Source organism: Empedobacter falsenii, from assembly GCF_013488205.1.
GTDB classification, from domain to species: domain Bacteria; phylum Bacteroidota; class Bacteroidia; order Flavobacteriales; family Weeksellaceae; genus Empedobacter; species Empedobacter falsenii_C.
This window is the reverse complement of record NZ_CP040908.1, coordinates 1,020,886-1,044,380: the sequence shown is the minus strand read 5'-3', so window position 1 is coordinate 1,044,380 and position 23,495 is coordinate 1,020,886. Positions and strand designations below refer to the sequence as shown.

Below are 23,495 nucleotides of genomic sequence, written 5' to 3'. Positions count from 1 at the left end.
TTGTTTAAAAATTTAAGAAGCAAAGATAAACTTAATCAACGAAATGCACCAATTGTAACGAGAAGTTTATTTGAATTAATTGACAAGAATGACGAAAAACATATGGATCCACTAAAAAAGCTTCCCAATTCGTCGAAATGGCCAAGAGATTGTGCGACCTATTTTTTTGATGAAATCTGATTTTTTATAATAAACAACTTCGCCTATAAGAACATCTCCAGTTTCAGTTTTTATATTCTGACATATAGAAGGATTTGTAAAAGTAAACTCTTTAATTCCATAACTATCATATTCTAAAGTATAAGAATCTTGATTAATCGGAACTTTTATTTTAAACTCACCATTTTCATTTGTATATACAATATTTTTCGAATTTTTAAGATTCACAGGAACATCAGATTCTGGAAAACCATTACCATCATTAATAATCCCTTGTACAACAATCGAATCATTCTCAGTTTGTGCTTTTGTCATAGTTGAAAAGCTTAAAAATCCAACTAAAGAAGAAAGTTGTAACCATCTTTTAGATTGATTAGAAATAGATTTTGAAGCTTCGTATGAATTAAACTGTTCTAAATTTCTGGTTTTAATTTTTACACAAGCAGTAGGATTATCATTCAGAAAAGTTTTTAATTCTTTGAATGAATAATGATCCAAATCGTGAACACATTTAGAACAAACATCACAAAACTTTTGTTGCGAATCTGCATCCTTCATTTCGTTCCAATTCTGATTACATTTTTTATCAATTTGTAAGTGCATAAAAATCTACTTTTTAATAAAATTAAACTTTTTTCGAAAATTTTTCAAACCTCAACCAACCTTTTTGCAAAAAGATGAATCTATAAAGAAAAAGGATTCATTAACCTTAAATTATATTGATATGAGTAACAAAGCTTTTTTAGACATTCTTTTCGAAAATCGAAACAAAGAATACGGTGCTTATCAACTAAGACAAGTTGCAAGCCAAGATTTGATGAAATCTCTTTTTGTAGGGATTGGTATTGTTGCATTAATTACTGGCGGAACTATTTATGCAAATAATAGAACAATGAATAATGAAATAACAAAAAAAGGTGATGGTGTAATTGTTATTTTAGATGATGTAACTCCTCCTCCCGATAAAAAAGTTGAAGAAGTTGTTCCTCCAAAAGAAGATCCACCGATGGAAGAAAAAACAATTCAATTGAAAACAGATCAGGCGAAACATATTATTCCAACTCCAACAGAAAGTCCGAAAATTGAAGAAACTATAAAATCTGTTGACGAACTGAAAGGAAAAGATTTAGGCACTTTTGATAGAGATGGTGATAAATCGAATGGACAAGTTGGTGGAGGAAAAGAAAGTGACGAAGGAAATAAAGTAGGTAAACAAAATACAGACATTCCAGAAGGACCAAAAACACCAGCCCCTGTAAAACCTGATGTTGCAATTACAGCGAAAAATGCTGCGGTAATGGCAATTTATCCTGGTTGTGAAAGCGAAAGTAAAAAAGGAAATGCTGCATTGACAAAATGTATGAGTGATAAAATCTCGAAAGAGTTAGGTGGAGAATTAAGTGATTTTGCCGAAACTGCTTCTCGAAATAATATTGGTTCAGCCGTTGCTAAAATGCAATTTATTGTAAACAAAAATGGAGAAATTTCACAAGTAAAACCGTTAAGCGGAAGTAATCAAGATTTAGGGAAAGAAGCTAAATCTGCGTTGGAGCGTATCAATAAACAAATTCTAAGAAAAGGTAAAAAAATAACGCCTGCAAAATTAGAAGATGGTTCTGATGCAAATTTAATTTTCTCAATTCCGGTTAGATTTCAAACAAACGAATAATTAATAATACTTTTCTTTCTGAAACCATTGCATTCATTTTTTTTGAGTGTGATGGTTTCTATTGTTTAAGAAATTGAATATCTATTCAGAAAAAGTTCCTTTAAATGCATATTTGTCGTATAAAATTTAAGTTTTAAGTCAATCTTAACACAATAAAATTGTAACTTCGTCGCGAATTATGAATAAGAATATTGTTTACGGATTGATTGGTTTCGGTTATTTTTTGATTGGAATTTTTACTTGGAAATATCAGTTTTTCATCATCAAATTAGATGAAACAAAAGCCATGTTATTAGGTATTTTATTTATTGTTTATGGCGCTTTTCGTGTTTATCGCGGAATAAAATCTTATAAAAATGATCAAGAAAATTAGTTTACTTTCACTTTCTGCCTTTTTTATTTTTTCTACTTTTAGTTGTAAAGACAAGGAAAAACCAACAAAAGCAGAACAAAAAACTGCTGTAAAGCGCGCTTTGCACGAATATGGAGATTTGGCAATGACGGTAGATCCAAGTTTTAAGAATTTGGCGCAATCGTTGGCAGATATGTACATGGTTGATTATCCGGATGTGAAAATTACGATTAACGAAGAGATTGAAGAAAAAGCAATCAAAGATTTTTACGAGGGTAAAATTCCTGTTTTGATGGTAAGTAAACCGCTTACAAAAGCACAACAACAACATTTATTCGACAAAACAACAACCAAATATATTTCGTCTGTAATTGCTTTGGATGCCACAGTTTTTATTACTTCTATTGATAATCCAATCAATTCTATTACGGTAAATGATATTAAGGATAATTTGTACAAAAAAGATCCGAAAATAACGTTTGTTTACGATCATCCAAACTCAGCGAATTTCAACACAATAAATGATAAACTAAAATTATCTGTAGAAAATGGCGCAAAAGTAACAGCGATGGGTGATGCTGAGAAAGTGATTGATTTTGTGCAAAAAGATAAAACTGCAATCGGAATTATTGGATTGAATATTTTGAGTGACAAAGGAAATCCAAAAGTTGAAGAATATCTTAAAAAGGTAAAAGTATTATCAATTGCTGATGATAAAGGAAATTTGGTGTTGCCAACTATCCCGAATTTGAAATATGGTGTTTATCCTTTTTATCGTCAAATTTATATTTTGAAAAATGAAGTTGGTTTCGGAATTGGAGCTGGTTTTACGAGGTTTGCAGGTTCGCAACGTGGTCAAAAAATTGTAACGCGCGAAAGTCTTCAACCTTATTATATTTATAAACGTGAAGTTCAGATTAACAATTTAGAACAACCTTTACAATAGAACAAAAAACCTTCCGAAATGGAAGGCTTTTTGTTTTATTATGAATAAGTATTAAAATATTTAATTCACTAATAATTTTAATTTTTTATTAAGTTTTTCTACTTCAGATACATTATTAATGCTCTTATAATATTCTATTAAAGTTTCAGTGCATATAATTACATTTTGATCTGAACATTTATTTAATCTTTCAAGAACTATTTTTTTATTTTCTACATCCAAATCTTTTATAGCTGTATAATTATTCGTGAGCATCTCTTTTCTAAGAATAGATCTTGCAATAAAATAATTTGCTCTATTATAATTATATTGGTCAGCCATAATAAAAGAATATTTTAATATTTTATAAGATAGTGAATCTTCTGGAGTTTCATAAACCATCATTAAACTCTTAAAAGAATTTATATCTCCTTTTTCTAAAATATTTTTTTGCAATTGTAATGTATCTGTTTGTAATTGTATTGCTTCTATAACAGAATTATATTCCATCTGTTTATTTTCATTTTTAGAACAAGAAAAAAATCCAACAATGAAAAAGACTAAAAGTAAAATTTTATTCATTATTCATAATATTAATCAAATCTTGCTCCCCAAGGATTTTGTAAATCGAACCCTAAACTAAATAACATTCCGTTCTTGCGACCATCAACTTGATAATCTGACAAGCCAATATCGTAAGAAATTCCAGCTTTTAAAGAACCAACTTTAAACTTTAGAATTGGAGAAACAAACAACGGATTGCTATTTTTAGAATCCATTCCTTGCTTGTACCCTACTCCAATGTCTACACCTTGATTATTGTCTCCAAAACCAATATGCGACATCAAATTGATATCCAAATGACGCTCCGAATTTGAGTTCAAATTATACACCAAAGAAGGTTCTAACGCAATTCCTTCGGAAACGTTCCATTTATATCCAACATTGAAATAATACCACGTTGGCAAAGGTTCTACATTGTTAATATAATACACATTTTGGCTCAATGGAATATCCAAAACCGACACTCCCGCAGAGAAACCAGCATATTTGAAAGACAATCCCAAATTCGCAAAATAAGTAGAATATTTATCTTCTTGTAAAGCAGGATCATTTGGATCTTCCGCAATAATTTTTGAATAATCAAAACGTTGCGAAACATTAGAAGCTCCAACTCCAAACGAAAAAACATTGACTTCGTTTCCATCATAACTTCTATCATCAATAGGAATGTGATAAGCCGCATTAATTCCGAAACCAGTCATCTTAACAGCACCATTTCTATCGTTGAAAAATTGCATTCCCACTGCCAAACGATCTACAATAATTCCGTGCGCACTTACCGTTTGTGTACTTGGACTTTCGGGCAAATCGTCCCACTGATTGCGATGCGTTCCTGTTATAGAAATCACATTCGGATCCTGCCCTGCGTACGAAGGATTAATCAACATTTTATCGCTTACCAAATAGTGATTGTAAAAAGGTAACCCTTGTTGTGCTTCTACTTTCGAAAGTGAAAATAGTGTTAATATGAATAGTGTAATTTTTTTCATAAATATTTTTCAATCAATTAATTGATTTTTCTTTTAACTAATATACTACCAGAATATAAAACTTGCAAATCGTCTGATTGCTTCGAGAACTCTAACAAATACCAATACGTTCCATCTGCAACAGGTTTGCCATTCAGCGTTCCGTCCCATTTTATAATATCTGTTCCTTCTTGTGACAATATCTGTTTTCCGTAACGGTCAAAAATAATCAATTTGTACGAATTTGATGTATCAGTAACTTTACCATCTTTTGTCATTGGTTGCCAAATATCATTAAAACCATCATTATTTGGCGTTACAACATTTGGCAAAGCAAGGTAAATAACATTTTTACGCTCCGAAACTCCGCAATTATTCAATCTTACTCTTACTGTAAAATTATTATTTTTGATATTATCTGGAATAATTAATTCATTCTTTGTTTGCCAATCTACGATTACATTTCCTACAGAATCAAACAACGCATATTCTAACTTTCCATTTCCTTTTGCAGAAACAATAACGCTCTTTTCATTGATAGTAATTTTATTGATAATTGGCGTTTCTGAGTTTGTCAATTTTAAAGTGAACACTTTCGGACAACCCGAATCTTTATTACTAATTGTGATCGTATAATCTCCAACTCCTAATTCATATTGATAAGTTGAAACTTTGATAGCATCTTCTCCAACAACCGAAAAATCATATTGAGTAACGTCCAATCCTTTCTCTTTTGCTAATTGTTCAAAATCTAACTCATATTTTGTAGCAGAACAGATTTCAGCAGAAGCTGGAATAGCAAAGTCTGGTAAAGCATTTTTTTGATAATAGAATTTTATTTTTTCTGTTCCACAATAATTTGGATCTTCAAAAACAATCTCAACAAACCCATTATTAGAATTGAACATCGTATAAATTTCGTCAACCGTAGATTTCGCAACTAAAATTGGATATTTTGATTTGATGTAATCTAAAATATCTTCTATTTGTTTTTTTGCATTTACATCATCTTCTTCACAATAAATAATAGGATGATCTTTTATATACGTTTCTAAAATAGCTATATCAATAATTAAATCTTGTTTTTTATTGATAATAATTTCTTTTTCTATAAAACACGAATTGTCTAATTTATTTTTGAAAAGAACTTTTACACTGGCTTTTCCACTTGCATCGAAAGTTAATGGTGTTGAATTATTATGCAAAATTTCATAATGATAATCAACAATAGAATTTGACCCAAATAAATTGATCAAAACTTGTGCATCGATTGTAATTTTATCATCACAATCAGCTTTTAATTCATGCAAGGCGTTGTTTACATTAGGTTTTGTAATGACTTGTAATTTCAATATCATTTCCTCTGACCAACAACCTTCTCCATTTATTTTCACTTGAAAAGTGATTGTCTTTGATTGATTATCTGTAAGAAATTCATCTGAAATTCCATTAAATGTAATATCTGTTCTGCCAAATTTCGATTTTAAATAAGCTTCGATTTCAGAAATTGTAAAAGTATGTCCTAAGCCAACTTCTGAACAAGAAGAATTTAAAGTCGGAATATTACTTACAGTTTGAAATGTCGATTCATCTAATTTAAATGTTAACTCAACATCTGTATCACAAATTGTATTTCCATTATCAACAGCCAATGCTTTTACAATGATTTTTCCTATTTTATTTGTTTTGATGTAATTAAATAATTCTGATTCTAAAATTTCTGTTCCATCTTGTTTATAAAATCTCAGATTATATATTTTCCCTAGATTGATTATAAGAATGGCTTTATCCAAATCTGTTTGATTAAAATCTGCTAAACAAATTCTATTAATTGAAGCATCTACAATCTTTGCAGGAGAAGTTTTAGTAACTACAAAATCAACCTCATCACTTTCGCAACCTCCTCCTGTTCTTGATTTTATTTTAATTTTATACGTTAAAGTTGTCGTAATTACAGTTGATTGTCCATCAGAAATAGGTAAACCGCCTAAGGTTACAATTACGTCAAAAGCATTTTTATCTTTTCCTAACTTAGAATAAATTCGATCAAAATTTATTTTATAAGAAGAATCACAAGTTGCATCAGAAATATCATCAGTCAAAATTGGTTTTCCCTGAACTAAAGGAATTGAAACTTCATTAGAATCGATTGGACAACCGCCTCCGTAATGAACTTTTATTTTCATCGAAGTGTTTAGACCAACTGCTAAATTTACATTTTGACCTGGTGTATAATTTGTTCCATCGATAACTATTGAAGAGATTGAATAATCTGTATTTACTACAATAAAAAGCTTCTTCAATAAATCTGCTTCACTTGGAATAGTGTAGCTTATTGTACACGCATATTCAGTTTCAATATTAGTTTTAAAATTAAATTGATGTTCCGGAATAAAAGTAATCGGAATTGTATAAATAAACTTTAGATTTCCAGAAGAATCTCTTACTTGCGCATATAGTGTAGTATCTGAACTTATACTAGTCCCTATCGGGATCTCTGTACTAAATGTATTATCTGTAAATAATTTTATATCATTAAAACCAGAATCACTTTGTATAGCATTATAAATTTGACTTGCTGAATAAGATAGACCAAAACATAAATTATTAAAGTTTGTAATCGTTCTCTCTTCAGCTACATTTACTTTTATATCAAAAGGTTCTGTATCACTTCCTCCATAAACAGCTATTACAACAATCTCACCTCTTTTCAAAAGTTCTGATCCTTCAAATGCTTTAGCATAACCATTAGCTCCCGAAAACGTTTCACACAAATCAGGGTCACCTTCTTTCATTCCTTTTAATAACGACGCTCCTTGAACTGACCTATCTGCATTTATTGTTCCTCCATTATAAAAAATTGTTTCAGGTAATTTACCTTTTTGTATTTTCCAAACTAAAAATCTAAAATCTGGTTTTTTCGCTGTTAAATCAAATGCAAAAACCATATCAAAATTAGCTTCAAAAGAATAGAATTTATAAATTTTCCCAGAATTAAACCCACACTGTGAAGTAGTTGATGTAAATTCAGTTAAATGAGTTTCTAGTTTTTCTCCTGTAAAAGTAAAACCTCCAGTCAATGGATGAATTGTCGGATATTGCCCCCAAACAACCCAACTAATCATCAACAGTAAAAAGTAAAAAATCTTTTTCATACGTCTTTCGTCATATATTTTAGAATAACGCAATTTACTTTAGAATATTCTATCAACCATAATGTTTCTAATTTTACTGAGATAAACTATCTTTGCAACCTGAAAATTTGATTAAGATGTCTTTAGAACAAGAAATAAATAAAAGAAAAACCTTTGGAATCATCGCCCATCCCGATGCTGGTAAAACAACTTTAACAGAGAAGTTATTACTTTTTGGAGGTGCAATTCAAGAAGCTGGAGCTGTAAAAAGTAACAAAATTAAAAAAGGTGCAACGTCCGATTTCATGGAAATTGAGCGTCAACGTGGGATTTCTGTTGCAACTTCTGTTTTGGCTTTCGAGTACAAAGGAAAAAAGATTAATATCTTAGATACGCCTGGTCACAAGGATTTCGCCGAAGACACTTTCCGTACTTTAACTGCTGTAGATTCTGCAATTGTGGTAATCGACGTTGCAAAAGGAGTTGAGGAACAAACAATCAAATTGGTAGAAGTTTGTCGTATGCGCAAAATTCCGATGTTAGTTTTCATTAACAAAATGGACCGCGAAGGAAAAGATGCGTTCGATTTGATGGACGAAGTTGAACAAAAATTAGGCTTACAGGTTACTCCTCTTTCTTGGCCAATTGGTATTGGAGCAACTTTCAAAGGAATTTATAATATTTGGGAGAAAAATATCAATATTTTTTCTGGAGATAATAAACAAAAAATTTCTGAAACAACGAAAGTTGAAGATTTATCAAGTCCAGATTTAGACACATTAATTGGAACAACTTACGCAGAAAATCTTCGTAATGAAATTGATTTGATTGATGGAGTTTATCCAGAATTTGATATGCAAGAATATATGGACGGAAATTTACAACCTGTATTTTTCGGTTCTGCTCTTAATAATTTTGGTGTTCGCGAATTGTTAGATGCATTCGTTGATATCGCTCCAACGCCTCAATCTAAAGAAACAGATTTGAGAATTGTTGAACCTTACGAAAATAAATTTTCTGGCTTCGTGTTCAAAATTCACGCAAATATGGATCCTAAGCACCGTGACCGTTTAGCATTTATCAAAATCGTTTCTGGAAAATTTGAACGTAATACCAACTATTTCCATGTTCGTCAAGGTAAAAACATGAAATTCGCTGCGCCAAATGCTTTCTTTGCTGATAAAAAAGAAGTGGTTGACGAATCGTTTGCGGGTGATATTGTAGGTTTACACGATACAGGAAACTTTAGAATTGGTGATACGTTAACAGAAGGTGAAAAATTCTCTTTCAAAGGAATTCCAGCTTTCTCGCCAGAACATTTCCGTTACATTAACAATGCTGATCCAATGAAAGCAAAACAATTAGAAAAAGGAATTGATCAATTAATGGACGAAGGTGTTGCGCAGTTATTTACATTAGAAATGAACAATCGTAAAGTTATCGGAACGGTTGGTGCACTGCAATACGAAGTAATTCAATATCGTTTGGAGCATGAATATGGTGCAAAAGCGACGTACGAACCTTTCTCTGTTCACAAAGCGTGTTGGGTAGAAGTTGAAGATGAAAAATCAGAAGAATTCTTAGAATTCAAACGTGTTAAACAACGTTATTTAGCAAGAGATAAATTCAATCAATTGGTATTTTTAGCGGATTCTGCTTTTACAATTCAAATGACGCAAGATAAATTTCCGTCAGTGAAATTGCATTTTGTAAGTGAGTTTTAAATTTTGGTCAGATAATTGAATTAAGGACTAAAATATTTTTTAGAAAAAATCTAAATGAAAAAGATCATATTAAGTTTAACATTGATTTCAGCATTTGCAGTAAATGCAAAAGCACAAGATTTACAATCAATTTTTGGAACGTTAAAAAAAGAAATCGAAAAAGTAAATACTCAACCGACAACGCAAAATAATTCAACTGTAAAAGTTGTAAATAGTTCAACTGAATCTAAAACAATTTCTGCTGAATCCTTAACAAAGTTAAATGGTTTATCTAACGCAACTGTTGCCTCTGGATTGAAAGAAGCTTTGTCATTAGGATTAACGGACGGAATAAAATCATTGGGTCAAAAGAATGGTTTTTACAATAATTCAGTTGCGAAAATCTTGATGCCAGAAGAGTTACAAAATGTAGAAAAAACTTTGCGTTCTTTGGGAATGGGAAGTTTGGCGGATAAAGGAATCAAATTATTGAATTCTGCTGCTGAAGATGCTGTTTCTGAAGCTGCTCCTATTTTCGTAAATGCTGTAACATCAATGACAATTACAGATGCGAAAGATATTCTAGTAGGAGGAAATAATTCAGCTACAAATTATTTAAAACTAAAAACAACATCTGATTTAACAAAGGCTTTTCAACCAAAAGTGGAAGCTTCTTTGGGAAAAGTTGGTGCGGATAAAGTTTGGAATAATTTGATTACAAAATACAATACGTTAACTGGAAACCAAATTGATCCAAATCTGAATGCATATGTAACACAACAAACAATAAATGGTGTGTTTAACATGGTTGCAGAAAAAGAAGAAGGAATTCGTGGAAATAAAGCGTTGCGTACAACATCATTGTTACAGCAGGTTTTTGGAGCACAAGACAGTAAAAAGTAAGATACTTCTATTTAATAAAAAAAAGACTCGCTACAAATTGTAGCGAGTCTTTTTGGTTAACTCTTCTTCAACAACAACTTCTGAAATTCTTTTCCAATAAGAGGATTAATAATATGTTGAAAGCCTTTTTGTAAAGTAAAAACTGTAATTGTTGCATTAGTTTCTGGTGAATAAATCACATCTGTTCCCCACCAACCACCATGATAATAGGCGTTAAAACCTAGATCAAAGTGATAAATTCCTAAACAATATTTAGATTGATCCGAAGGCAAAACATACGTCGACATCGAATCTAAAATTTGTTTATTCTGAATAATTTTTCCTTCAAACAAATACTGAAAAAATAAAGCCGATTCTTTGGCTGTAGAAGCTATCCCACCACCTCCGTACAAATCCCAAGATGGATTCAAATCATACGAATCCCAATTATATTTATCTGCGTATTGATGAGCAAGCGGAAGCGTTTCTTGTGGATATTTCTCCAAATCGATAAACCACGTTTGTGTCAAACCTAATTCTTTATACTTTAACAAATCTCGAATTGCTTTATAAAAAGGTTGATGTGTTTTTTGCTCAATAATTTCTGCTAAAAGCAAATAATTGATATCTCCATAACTAAACTTTTCTCCAACTTTTTGTGGAGCGCCAATTTCCATGGCTCGCTTTATCTGTTGTTCCTTTGTCCATTTATATTGCGGACGCTGATTGACTAATTCAAAATACGCATCATCGACATAATCCTGTATTCCAGAAGTGTGTGACAACAAATGTTTGACTGTAATCGTATTCAAATCATAACCATCTTTTTCGAGCAATTTAAGAGTCTTCTTAGACAACAAATTCTTGATTGGTTGATCGATTGTGACTTGACCTTTTTCTACTAATCTCAAAATTGCAACAGCCACATAAGGTTTGGTATTACTTGCGATTAAAACCGGTTGTTGATGATTTAAAACTTTATTCGTTTTAATATCCGAAACTCCTTTTGCATAACTCCACGAAATATTTTGTTTTGGCGCTTCAACATGAACAATAATTCCTACAGCGTCTTTATTTTTCTCATAAATCGAATCTATTTTAGATTGAAAAATGGTTTGCAATTGCGCAACTCCGATAAAAGGAATGAGTACAATATTGAATAGAAGTGTTTTCTTCATTTCATGTTATTTGATTTTAAAGATAAATAAAAACGTGATACGCTGAACGCTTTAAGCGATACGTTTTGCGAAATTCGCATAATTCATTATTATACGCTGAACACTTTAAGCTTTATGCAATATGATCCTTTATTCTTTGCGGTTAAACGATAAACCTCTCATAACTCAAAAAAAAAGAGCTAAGATTACTCTCAGCTCTTTTTAGATTTATTAATTTGAATTGATTATTTAATCTCAACACGAATTCCTTCGCTTTGCGCACTCAATTCTGGTGCATACATATTCTGCATCGATGTAATTCCGTTTGAGAAATTACCTGCATTATTCGCTTTCAAATCATATTCGAAAACGTAAGTTCCTTTTCTCATATAATCCGAAAAGAAATTGGTTGCTGCATCGCGCGTGCTTTCGTAATAACCAAATTCTCCTTTCCATTTGTAACCAGAAAGCACATTCACAGGCTCGAAACCACTTGCTCGCATATCTTTGATGTGTACAAATTGCATGTTACGATCAACCGAAATCTCTAAACGAACAGTTACAATATCACCAACTTTTATTGGCGTTGACGTTGTAATTTCTTTCAGAATTGGACCATTTGCAGAATTCGATTTAACAAATAATTTCTTGTTGAACTTGATTCCAGTTTCAGCAGATTTTATTTTATCCAAATCTTCAAAATATTGCCAATACATTGCACCCCAAGCAACACCTGGAGAAGTTTTTGAAACCTCAACTTTGCCCATATCTGGTTTAATTTCTTCCTTGTTCCAAGAAGTTTTTACATAACCCGAACCAGCTTGCGAATTTTTATCTAAATCAAATTTTTGATTTCCAATCTTCACTTCGATTCCTTTATCAGCATCTATCCAAGATTTCCCAAAATTCATTAAAGCATAAACCGCTTTTGTCGTTGCTTTTGTCGAATTCCATTGATTTGTTTGACGATTTTTCAATAACCAAACTTTCATTTCTTCTACTGACTTTTCGTCTTTTGTCACTTCATCAAACGCTTCAATTAACAACGATTGTGTTTCTACAGGCGCTTGATACCAAAACCAACCAGGTTGATTTTCTTTCCAATACATTCCCATTTCATCCGATTCTACTGCTTTTTCTTTGATTGAATTCACAACAATTTTAGCAGCAGATTGCATCTGGAAACGATTCATCACAATTGCAGCCATCACTTTTTGTTGCAACGATAAATCAAGTTTTGTATCATTCAAATTCTTTAACATCGCCGTTTTCATTTCTTCTAACTCTTTCGTCATTGGATAATCTTCTAAGAAGAAAGAACGCGCATATAAATAATGTAAACCGTCTGAATACGTAACATCTTTGAATGATTTTTGATCTTTTTTGAACTCTTTGAAACGTTTCAAATTCTCATCATCAATAAACTGAATTGCTTTTCTGATTAATGGATTCACATCTATTTCAAACGCTTTGAAATTCACATCCATTTTCTTCATATTTCCGAAACCAGAAACAATATGCGTTGTGATATATTCGTTTGGACGACCACCGTCAAACCAAGCAAAGCCACCATTTGATTGTTGTTTATCCGATAATTTTTGGAAAGCCGATTTCATTTCCGTTTGCATTTGATTCAATTGGAATAAAACCGCAATTTGTTTCATTTGCTCTTCTTCGCTTTCCGCATTTTTTACCCAAGGCGTTTCTTCTAAAATGATGTTTTTTAAGTCTTGGTTCAATTGTAATTTCGATTTCAATTCACCTTTTTTGTTCCAATCATCAAAAACAGCTTTAATTTTTGGATTCGAATTAATCACTTTCTCCGAAATCATATTTCCATATAAACGCGAGAACACTTGCTCAGCACATTCGTAAGGATATTCGCGCAAATAAGGCAACGAGAAAATCGCATACCAAATTGGATTCGTTGTCATCTCGAACGTTAATTTGAAATTATCCAAAGAAGTCGATTTATTGTTGATCATATTCTCAAATTGGAACGATTTCTTTTGACCTTCTTTTACATAAATCGGCAATGTTTCTGTCATCATCATACGATTTGTCAAAATTGGTAAAGCCGATTCCTCTCCATCAGAAAAATCTCCAGCCGAAGCCACCACACGATAAACAACCGCTTGTACGTTTTTCGGAACATCAATTGTCCACGTTACTTGATCCGAACTTCCTTTTGCAACAGAGAAATTCTGAACTGCATTTGTCAACTTAAATTGCGCATCAATTGGTTGATTAGTAAACGCATCAAACAACATCAATTTCGCTGAACCATTTAATACCTTATCTGATAAATTATTAATCTTAGACGAAACCGAAATTTGATCACCTTCGCGTAAAAAACGTGGCATATTTGGCACAACCATCAAGTCTTTTTGCGTACGAACATTTTGTTCTAAATAACCTGTTTTAAGGTCTGGTGTATGCGCAATTGCCATGAATTTCCATTCCGTTAAACTTTCTGGCGTTGTAAATTCTATAATTACATTTCCTTTTGCATCCGTTTTTAAGCTTGGATAAAAGAAAGCTGTTTCATTTAGATTTGTGCGCGCTTTTACGTTATCTAAAGCTGCGTTTGCTCCTTTTTTAGTTGTAATTACCACTACTCCATTTGCTCCTCTTGCTCCATATAATGCAGTCGCCTCTTCTCCTTTCAATACATTAATTGATTGAATATCATCTGAATTAAGTTCTGGCATTTTATCATACACAACTCCATCTACTACATAAAGTGCATTTTCATTTCCTTGTAATGATGAGGCTCCACGAATAAAATTATCAGAATTTGTAACTACACCAGCTACTTTACCTTTCAATGCTACATCAACTCCTTCTAAATCAGCCTCAGCAGCAGGCATTTTTAAATATTCTTCATATTCTTTCTTTGCTAATGCTGCAACAGATTTTCTCATCATACGATTCATACGATATTGGTCAAATCCAAAATCAAATAAATTAAGATCTAATCCTGCATATCCTCTTGCATAAAAATCATAATTTGTACGATAATAAATTGCTCGAGAAGGATTTGTTGAATAAAATTGATACAAATTAAATGGATTATTTCTTCTTGAATTCGTAAAATTATAGACATTAAAATCTAACGAATTCGACGCAAATTGATCCAACGAAGCATCGTACATACTTGCTAAAACCTCAGCCGAAACTTTATCTTTATTTGGCCCTTCAATTTTTAGTTGCCATTTTTCTTTTGCGCCTGGCGTCAATTTATCACGTAAAACTTCAGCCGTAACTTTTAGTTCTTTATTCGTAAATGGAATTGCCAAATTAAGACTTCCGGTTTGCACATCATTGAATTTCGTCATCGCATAATTCACATAAATTCCACCACGATATTCTTCTTTGATAGGAATTTCAACGATTGATTTTTTGCTCAAATCCAAGAAACCTTTCTCAATAATTGTTTGATTCGCCTCTACTTCATAATACACAAATATATTTTTAGAACCCGATTTGAATTCAATTTTTGCAACATCTTTTGGCTGATAAGTTGATTGATTTGGCGAAACTGCTAAAAGTGTTTTAATTACATTTGCTTTCTTTTCATTCGAAACATAAACCAATTTATCCACCTCAACTTTTTGCGTTCCATCTAACACAAAACCTTTAATGACATAATAACCTTCTTCTAAATTTGACGCTTGATTGAATTTTATTTCATCAGAAACTTTTGTATCAAAATCACTTTCGAAAACCTTTTGATTAGTTGTCCATGTTTTTGGATTCATTTCATCGCCATAAGGCTCATTCGGAAACAATTTTTTGAATTCTTCTTTCGAATAAAAGTTATAATCTGTTGTGAATTTTTGACGACGAACAACTTCTTTTGGTGCATTTAACGAATAAATTTCAAGATGACCTTTTCCATCTAATTTTTCATCATTCAAGTTTTTCACTTCAACTTTGAAAGCTTTCAAATCGTCCGCTTTTATTTTCTCTGAAACAGCCACATTCAACGACATTCTCGTATCACCAACTTTTACCGAAGAAGACTCAGACTGCGTTTCTCCATTGATATCTGTTGCATTTACTTCGATAAAATAATTGTACGTTCTTACCTCATCTTTCTTTTTCTCCGAAGCTGGTTTTGCGACAAACTCAAAATTAAATTTTCCTTCTGCATCAGTCGTTGTATCACCAAACGTAATTTCTTCTCGCTCTCCACGACCTGCTGGAATTGAACGATACCAAGGCCAAAACGTAAAAATTTCTTGACGATAAACACGATACGAAACTTTTGCATTATCTATATTAGCACCAGAAAAAGCAATCGCCTTTCCTTCTACTTTTACGTTATCATTTAAACTATAAACACCTTTATTTTTCTCTATTTCAACTTTGAATTTTGGACGTTTATATTCTTCCACTTTGAATGAATAATAACCATCTTCGTTAATAGCTCTAATCGAAAAATTCCCTGTTAAAGCAGAACTTGGCAACACAAAACTTCCATTTACAGATCCAAACTCGTTTGTTGTTAAATCAATTTTAGAAAGTTCTTTGTCATTGACATCAAACAAAGCAATCGTCAATTTAGAATTTGGAATGACGTTTCGGGTTTTATCTTTCGATGAATAATAAATTCCTTTGAAATAAACCGTTTGTCCAGGACGATAAATCGCACGATCTGTGAAAATCTTGACAGAAGAATCATCATCTTCATCATAACGATCGTAATCGTAGTAATACGTTGAATAAATAGTATGTTCGTCTTTTACACGATATTGAAAGTTTCTCCAAGTCGCAGGAAAAGTGATTATTCCATCTTTATTCGAAGTTAAAATTTTAAATTCCTTTTTATTATAATCTGACAAATTAGAAAACTCAACCGCAACATTACTTTCTGGTTTTCCAGTTTCACGATTCACAACCGAAACCTTTTCATTCAGCGAGTTTATCGCATATTTCGAAACCATTATATCCAAATAATCGATATCGTCTTTTGTGTTGATTTTGAATTCAGAATTATTCGAAAAAAGGACAATATAACGACCAGATTTTAGTGGATTTAATTTGACTATTGTTGAATGATTTTGATAATCTTCAAACGATTTGACATCAATTGTATATTGATCAACAACTTTTAAACTATTCAGAAATTTTTGCGCTTCTGAAATTCGATTTTCGTTGTAAACGTTTAACGCTTGTATTTTCTGTTTTCCATCAAAACCTTCATTATAAGCGAAAACTTTTACAAAAACTTGCGATAAGTTTTTATGCGTTAATTGAATTGGAGTATTCTGATTTTCGTTGATATATTTCTCGGCTTGCACACTTAATTCTTGCGATTTGATCTTCGAAACTAAATTATTTATATTCTCTAATTCCTCCGAATTTGGATAAAGCTTCGCAACTTTTTGTTGTATCTCAAAAATCTTATTTACGTTAGCCAATTTATCTTCTTGCAAACCATAATAATCTGTTGCTAAAGTTGCGTACACATAAGATGAATACCACGCTTTTGGATATTTTGTTGCTAAAGATTCTTTTTGTTTAATAATTTCTTGAATCGAAGTTGAACCATGTTTTGAATCAATTAAAACCAATTCATTGTACAAAACAGCATTTTCGTTATTTTTTTGTGTATTCAATTGAACTAAATCAGTAAGCAATTGATTTGCTTTATCTTTTTCATTATTCTGATTCAGATAATTGATATATTTTTTCGCTAAAACATCATACAAAGTTGGCGTTAAATCCAATTGTTGTTGCGCATTTTTCTTATCCTCAGCAAGATTCAAAATCATTTTATAATCTTGAGATTTTGCATTGATTAATTCATTTTTTGGTTGAATTGATTTAGAAAAATAATCGTTAATCGTTTTATTGAATGTTTCTTCTGTCCAAAATCTCACATCATTTGTTGCTTGATTTTCGACATTTGTACGACTATTGATTTTCCAACGATTTTCGTTGTAATACAATTGATATAACTCGGCTAAATATGAATAAACAATCGCATTATTGACAGTTGGTTTTTCATCTAAATCCTTTTTAAACAAATCAAAAACGAAGTTTACATCATCTGTTTCATCAGAAGTTGCGACTTTTATTTTTGCTTCATAAAATAAAGCTTTCAGATAACTTTGTTGATTATTTTGCTTTTTTGATAAAGCTTTTAGTTCATCAATTTTTGGTTGGATAGACTTGAATTGACCATTTTGCATTTGTTGGTCAATTTCTTTCCACTTTTGATCAATCGTTGGGGATTGAGCCATAAGCATCGAATTGGTTAAAATTAATAATAAAAACAGTAGCTGTTTCATAGATTCTTTCTTTTATCAGTAGATGCAAGTTACGGAAAAATGGTTGGTTGAGGAAGTAAAAAAATTATCAAATGGTTTATATATAGCACAAAAAAAATCTGAATGTTGCCATTCAGATTTTTTGATATATAAGTTGATTAGTTGTAGTTTTTATAAATCGTCTACGTCTAAATCTTCGTCGATTTGTAAATCATTTAATTCAGCATCTTCTGCAAAATCAATATCTTCTTCATCGTCTAAATCAACCATCATGTCTTTTTTAGGCGCTTTAAGAGGCATTGAACCGAAACGGTAAACCGTTAATGGATAATTAAGAACAGCTGGTTTATCTTCTACAGAAATTAATTCAGCCACAAATGTCCACATTTCCATAAAATCATATACAAAAGCCATACGATCTCCTTGATTAGCAAAAGCTTCTTTGATATAAAAATCAGCCATTGTTTCATCAGTTCCATCATCAGACATATCCTCTAAAGGAATTTCTTTTGTTTGGTTTCCATCTTCATCTACTTCATAGAACGATGCCAACTCCTCACCTTGTAAACTAAAAGCACTAATAATACCTTTGTACAATGTGAATAATGTTTGCTTCTCTTTAATTTCTATGTCTCTAAAAACATCCTCTTTTGCATCAAGGAATACACGAATTTTATATATCACTTTCTAAATATTTTTCGGTTCCAAATTTAAATCTTTTCCCATATTAATTACAAATTCTAATGCAGAATTATAATTATTTTCTACTTCGCCTTCTAAAATTGCTTCTTTGATGGCATTTTTTAAGATTCCAATCTCTTTTCCTGGCTGAATATCAAATATTTTCATTATTTGTTCACCTGTAATTGGTGGTTGAAAATTACGTACTTTATCACGTTCTTCAACATCTTTTATTTTTTGTTCTACAACTTCAAAATTTTGTTTGAAACGTTTTTGTTTACGTTCATTTTTTGTTGTAATATCAGCTTTGCAAAGCGTAATTAAATCGTCGAAATCTTCTCCAGCATCAAACAATAATCTACGTAATGCCGAATCTGTAGCATCGTCTGTTACAACAGCAATTGGTCGAGAACTCATCATGACTAACTTCTGAACATATTTTACTTGCGGTCCTAATGGTAATTTTAATCGTCTGAACAATTTTAATACCATTTTTGATCCAACAAATTCATGCGAATGAAATGTCCAACCTACATTTTTATCAAAACGTTTTGTTACAGCTTTTCCAATATCATGCAACAACGCTGCCCAACGTAACCAAACATTATCTGTGTTGACAGAAATATTATCAACGACTTCTAACGTATGATAAAAATTATCTTTATGTTTCTGACCTTCAACCTCTTCGATTCCTTTTAACGCAACCAATTCTGGTAAAATATGTTGCATTAATCCTGATTGTTCCAACAACAATAATCCGACCGAAGGTTTGTCAGTCATCATAATTTTCTGAAACTCATCCATTACGCGTTCAAAAGATACGATATTAATACGTTCTGCATTATCAATTATTGCCTGAAAAGATTTTTTTTCTATTTCAAAATCCAATTGAGCTGCAAAACGAATCGCACGCATCATGCGTAAAGGATCATCAGAATAGGTAACATTCGGCTCTAAAGGAGTTTTGATGATTTTATTATTCAAATCTTCAACTCCATTGAAAGGATCAATTAATTCACCAAAATTCTCTTTATTCATCGAAATTGCCAATGTATTGATTGTAAAATCACGACGTTTTTGGTCATCTTCCAACGTTCCGTCTTCTACATGTGGTTTTCGACTATCTTCTGAATAACTCTCTTTTCGTGCACCTACAAATTCCAAATCTGTGTCTTTATATTTGAACATTGCTGTTCCAAAACGTTTAAAAACTGAAACTTGTGATGTATGTCCTAATTTATTAGCTAATTCTTTAGCCAATAAAATTCCATTTCCTACTGTTACAAAATCGATGTCTTTTTTCTGACCACGATTCAATAAATAATCGCGTACAAATCCACCAACTACATAAGTTTCTTGATTAATTTCATCAGCAACTTCTGCTACATTATTAAAAATTGGATTTGATACGGCTTCTAAGATTTTCATTCTGCAAAAGTATATGTTTTGAAATAAAAAACTACTCTCTAATAACTTTTACTTCGTTATCTAGACCTAATTTAATTATCGTTGATGCAGTAAACTGAGGCACAAAGGTTTTTGTCTCGTCTGGATAAAAGTCAACACGCTCTAAAATAGTAGGATTAACTTCCGAAAACACTTTTGGAGAAGGTTCTCCTGATAAATTAGCCGATGTAGACACAATTGGTCCACCTAATTTCCCTATGATTTTCTTACAAAACAAATCGTCTGTTAATCGAATAGCAATTGTATTGTCTTCTGCAACTAACGATTGTGGTAAACCTTTTGGATTATCGTAAATAATTGTAAGAGGTTTTTCATTCAAATCAATCAAATCCCAAGCTAATTCTGGCACCTCAACAATATTTTGTAACATGCGTGGTGAGTCAACTAAAATAATCAACGATTTTGATGAAGGGCGATTTTTTATCTGATAAATTTTTTCGATTGCAGCCTCATTCTTCGCATCACAACCCAATCCAAGAATTGTATCTGTTGGATAAAGCATTGTTTCTCCTTGTTTTAGTTTGGCTACAATTTCGTTTATATCTGACATTTTATTTGTTTTATAAATTTGAGTGCAAAGGTATTGTAGGAAAGTTGAATGAAGTCGATTTTCTTCGAAATATTATTTATCGCAAAATAGATTTTAGATTTCATAGACCTTTAGATATTCATTTGCCGCTTTATCCCAACTAAAACTTCCAGCTCTTTTGATATAAGCTTCTATAAAATAATCTGAATTTTGATTGTATTGATTTAACGCATCTTCCACTACATTTTTCATATATTCTGGTTCAAAATCATTCCAATAAAACGCATCTTTTCCACCAATTTCTGGTAAAGACGTTTTATCAGATAAAATAATTGGTTTTCCAAAGCTCATCGCTTCTAAGGGAGGCAAACCAAAACCTTCTCCAGTTGATGGAAATAAGAACGCTTCGCAATTTTGCATATAAAATTGCTTTGCTCGTTCAGAAACTTTACCTGATAAAAAAACTTGGTTTTCTAATTTTTCTTTAGCAATTAAATCTTTTATTTTTTGACCATAGGCATTCGTACAATTCCCAGAAATAATCAAATTAAAATCTGGTAAAAATTTCATCATTTTTACAAGTGATTCAAAATTTTTCTTTTCAAGAAAAGCTCCAATCGTATAAAAATAAGGTTTTGAAATATCTAATGGAGATTGAAAATCATCACAATTTATAATTTCTGAAATTGAATTTCCATTATAAATTATTGTATTTTCTATTCCCGAAATATCAAAATATTGCATAGTTTGTTTCTTTGCATATTCAGAAATAAATGTGATAACATCTACTCGCTTAATCTTTTCTTTAAAATATTTAATGTGATTTGGACTATAATCAAGCGAATTTTCTTCCATAAAATTAACATCATGAATCGTCAAAACATATTTTTTTGGTTTATGACAAGGTTCAACTTTTATATTTTGATTTAAGGAGTGCCAAACATCATACTTTTCACGCGTTCTGAAAAACGGATTGCGCATTAAACTATAATATTTTTTATAATGAAATTTAGTACCAAATTCAGTCCTTAAATCTTCAGGTTTTTTGTAAAGTAAATAAATTTGATCATCAAAATTTAATTTAGAAAGAGCTTTAATCAATTCGTAATTAAAAACTCCGAAACCAGTTGCACGATTCTTTAGATTATGAGATTCTAAAAGAATTTTTTTTACCATAAGTTAGGTTCTAAAATTTTAAAAAAACTTGTTTTAAGTTGTCCTTATTTTCAACAAAAATAGACATATCTTTGACAGATTAAAATGAAATATAGATTTTTTCTATATTAATTATAATATTTTGAAAAATGACACAGAAAATTGTCGTAAATAATAATTATAAAACCACGCAAACTGAAATCAAATCCATTCTTGACAATTTTGACTTGATTGACGATTATATTGCAAAAGGCACAAGAAATTCTATCAAAAAAAAGACATTAGAATCAGGTAAAATTGCTACGATTAAATCATTCAAAATTCCGAATATTGTCAATAAATTTGTATATCGATTTTTCAGAAAATCAAAAGCTGAACGATCTTATGAATATGCAAAACGATTGATTGGTTTAGGATTTTTGACACCATATCCAATTGCTTTTGTAGAAAATAAAACCCTTATAAATTTTAATGATAGTTACTATTTCTGTGAATTAGTTGAAGCTGATTTGACTTATCGTGAATTAGTCGAAATTCCGATTTGGGAAAATCGAAATGAAATCTTGAAACAATTTACAAAATTCACATTTGATTTGCATGAAGCTGGAATTGAATTTTTAGATCATTCTCCTGGAAATACTTTAATTAAGCAAGTTGGAGAAAATCAATATGAGTTTTATTTGGTTGATTTAAATCGCATGAATTTTCACAATTCAATGAGTTTTGATATTCGAATTAAAAATTTTTCTCGTCTAACTCCTCAAAAAGAAATGATAGAAATTATGGGAAAAGAATATGCGAAACTTATTAATAAACCAGAACAAGAAGTAATTGAAGAAATGTGGAATAAAACACAAGAATTTCAACATAAATTTCAAACAAAACAAGCTCGAAAAAAGAAATTGAAAGCCATGATTGGTAAAAAATAATAACAAAAAAGCAGATTTGAAATCAAATCTGCTTTTTTTATTTTATCATTTCAGAAAATGGAATAATTATCTCATATCCTTTTTCTTTAAAATAATCGTGCATTCCTTCTCTATACGTCACTAAAACAAAATCTCCTCCCCAAGCACCAAGACTTTTTACAGTTCCTAAATAATCCGGAAAATACAATTCTTTAACTTGTGGAATTTGCATAAAATTGCTTAACTGAGCTTGATATTCATCCAAAATAGATTCTAAATCAGTTAAATTCTCAACTTTAGTTGCTTTTACAACCAAATCAGAAAGATCCTGAATCATTTTCCAATCTTTTGGTTTGTTTTTATAATGATTTCCAACAACAGCTTGCGTATCTTGCTTTTGATTAAGATAAACAAAATAAAGTTGATCTTTAAAATTCCAATTCAATTCTAAATCTTCAACTTCAATAGGATTATTTGAAAATAAAATAGGTTGATGATGATGAGCACACGCAATATCATAACCACTTGTATTAAAAGTCAATTTATTCAATTCAAAAGGATTTATTTCAATCCATTGACTAATTAAATCAATCAAAGTCGAGCTACTTCCCAATCCCCATTCTTGCGAATATTCTAACTTCGTTAAACATTGATAACTATTATTAGAATTAAAAAAATCAGGATTTAAAGTTTTAGCTTGTTTTAAAATATTTTGTAATGATTGACTTAATTTATCATTTGTAGAAGAAATTATTTCTAAATCATTCAATCTAATTTCAGTTTCAAACCAAATAGAATTATCAAATTTCGTTGCTTTCCAAATGATTAAATTTTCTGTTTCTGATGAATTTTCTACAAACAAACATTGCCCATATTTCGTGGGCAATGCAAATGCTTTCGCTCCATCAATTACAATATATTCCCCGATAAGGAATAATTTTCCATTGGAACGGTATGTTTTCAT

Annotated in this window: 17 protein-coding genes; 6 read left to right on the top strand and 11 right to left on the bottom strand. The window is 31.0% G+C overall.

Going from position 1 to position 23,495, the window contains the following annotated elements:
- Positions 1 to 111: 111 nt before the first annotated feature.
- The gene (locus FH779_RS04885; protein ID WP_180906270.1) at positions 112 to 762 is read right to left on the bottom strand and encodes a peptidase associated/transthyretin-like domain-containing protein; all 651 of its coding nucleotides are present in this window, start codon (positions 760 to 762) and stop codon (positions 112 to 114) included.
- Between the two features lie 121 nt (positions 763 to 883).
- Between FH779_RS04885 and FH779_RS04880 the strand changes: the two genes are divergently transcribed.
- The 3 genes from FH779_RS04880 (at position 884) to FH779_RS04870 (ending at position 3,126) form a co-directional block, all read left to right on the top strand.
- Positions 884 to 1,828, top strand: a complete 945-nt coding sequence (locus tag FH779_RS04880) for an energy transducer TonB (protein WP_180906269.1) — start codon at positions 884 to 886, stop codon at positions 1,826 to 1,828.
- Between the two features lie 178 nt (positions 1,829 to 2,006).
- A complete protein-coding gene (locus FH779_RS04875; RefSeq protein ID WP_038333573.1) occupies positions 2,007 to 2,201 on the top strand; it encodes a hypothetical protein in 195 nt (64 codons plus the stop codon).
- Positions 2,185 to 3,126, top strand: coding sequence for a PstS family phosphate ABC transporter substrate-binding protein (locus FH779_RS04870; protein WP_180906268.1), 942 nt, complete (start codon positions 2,185 to 2,187; stop codon positions 3,124 to 3,126). Before FH779_RS04875 ends, FH779_RS04870 begins: the two co-directional genes overlap by 17 nt.
- A gap of 60 nt (positions 3,127 to 3,186) precedes the next feature.
- Here the strand turns inward: FH779_RS04870 and FH779_RS04865 are convergent, their stop codons facing one another.
- The 3 genes from FH779_RS04865 to FH779_RS04855 are packed head-to-tail and all read right to left on the bottom strand — an operon-like array spanning position 3,187 to position 7,792.
- Positions 3,187 to 3,687: a hypothetical protein gene (locus FH779_RS04865; protein ID WP_180906267.1), complete on the bottom strand. Its 501-nt coding sequence runs from the start codon at positions 3,685 to 3,687 to the stop codon at positions 3,187 to 3,189.
- An 11-nt stretch (positions 3,688 to 3,698) separates the two neighbouring features.
- On the bottom strand, positions 3,699 to 4,658 hold the full coding sequence (locus FH779_RS04860; RefSeq protein WP_180906266.1) for a PorP/SprF family type IX secretion system membrane protein: 960 nt from the start codon (positions 4,656 to 4,658) through the stop codon (positions 3,699 to 3,701).
- Between the two features lie 17 nt (positions 4,659 to 4,675).
- Entirely contained in the window at positions 4,676 to 7,792 is a 3,117-nt protein-coding gene (locus FH779_RS04855) for a T9SS type B sorting domain-containing protein (RefSeq protein WP_180906265.1), read from the bottom strand.
- Between the two features lie 116 nt (positions 7,793 to 7,908).
- Here FH779_RS04855 and FH779_RS04850 point away from each other — a divergent pair, with 116 nt between their 5' ends.
- Both FH779_RS04850 and FH779_RS04845 read left to right on the top strand, forming a co-directional pair.
- Positions 7,909 to 9,495: a peptide chain release factor 3 gene (locus tag FH779_RS04850; RefSeq protein ID WP_180906264.1), complete on the top strand. Its 1,587-nt coding sequence runs from the start codon at positions 7,909 to 7,911 to the stop codon at positions 9,493 to 9,495.
- A gap of 54 nt (positions 9,496 to 9,549) precedes the next feature.
- Positions 9,550 to 10,377 (top strand): DUF4197 domain-containing protein, encoded by an 828-nt coding sequence (locus FH779_RS04845; RefSeq protein WP_180906263.1) that lies wholly within the window; start codon positions 9,550 to 9,552, stop codon positions 10,375 to 10,377.
- A 56-nt stretch (positions 10,378 to 10,433) separates the two neighbouring features.
- On the opposite strand, the gene FH779_RS04840 is transcribed toward FH779_RS04845, so the two are convergent.
- The 6 genes from FH779_RS04840 to FH779_RS04815 form a co-directional block, all read right to left on the bottom strand.
- Positions 10,434 to 11,534, bottom strand: a complete 1,101-nt coding sequence (locus FH779_RS04840) for a serine hydrolase domain-containing protein (RefSeq protein WP_180906262.1) — start codon at positions 11,532 to 11,534, stop codon at positions 10,434 to 10,436.
- Positions 11,535 to 11,758: 224 nt separating this feature from the next.
- On the bottom strand, positions 11,759 to 17,812 hold the full coding sequence (locus FH779_RS04835) for an alpha-2-macroglobulin family protein (RefSeq protein WP_180906261.1): 6,054 nt from the start codon (positions 17,810 to 17,812) through the stop codon (positions 11,759 to 11,761).
- A 150-nt stretch (positions 17,813 to 17,962) separates the two neighbouring features.
- The gene (locus tag FH779_RS04830) at positions 17,963 to 18,475 is read right to left on the bottom strand and encodes an IS1096 element passenger TnpR family protein (protein ID WP_038333549.1); all 513 of its coding nucleotides are present in this window, start codon (positions 18,473 to 18,475) and stop codon (positions 17,963 to 17,965) included.
- A 3-nt stretch (positions 18,476 to 18,478) separates the two neighbouring features.
- Entirely contained in the window at positions 18,479 to 19,900 is a 1,422-nt protein-coding gene (locus FH779_RS04825) for a CCA tRNA nucleotidyltransferase (RefSeq protein ID WP_180906260.1), read from the bottom strand.
- Between the two features lie 31 nt (positions 19,901 to 19,931).
- Entirely contained in the window at positions 19,932 to 20,489 is a 558-nt protein-coding gene (locus tag FH779_RS04820; RefSeq protein WP_221627900.1) for an L-threonylcarbamoyladenylate synthase, read from the bottom strand.
- A gap of 93 nt (positions 20,490 to 20,582) precedes the next feature.
- A complete protein-coding gene (locus tag FH779_RS04815; RefSeq protein ID WP_125350144.1) occupies positions 20,583 to 21,644 on the bottom strand; it encodes a glycosyltransferase family 4 protein in 1,062 nt (353 codons plus the stop codon).
- 128 nt (positions 21,645 to 21,772) lie between these two features.
- Here FH779_RS04815 and FH779_RS04810 point away from each other — a divergent pair, with 128 nt between their 5' ends.
- Positions 21,773 to 22,552, top strand: a complete 780-nt coding sequence (locus tag FH779_RS04810) for a lipopolysaccharide kinase InaA family protein (protein WP_180906259.1) — start codon at positions 21,773 to 21,775, stop codon at positions 22,550 to 22,552.
- Between the two features lie 37 nt (positions 22,553 to 22,589).
- On the opposite strand, the gene FH779_RS04805 is transcribed toward FH779_RS04810, so the two are convergent.
- Positions 22,590 to 23,495, bottom strand: coding sequence for a GYDIA family GHMP kinase (locus tag FH779_RS04805; RefSeq protein ID WP_180906258.1), 906 nt, complete (start codon positions 23,493 to 23,495; stop codon positions 22,590 to 22,592).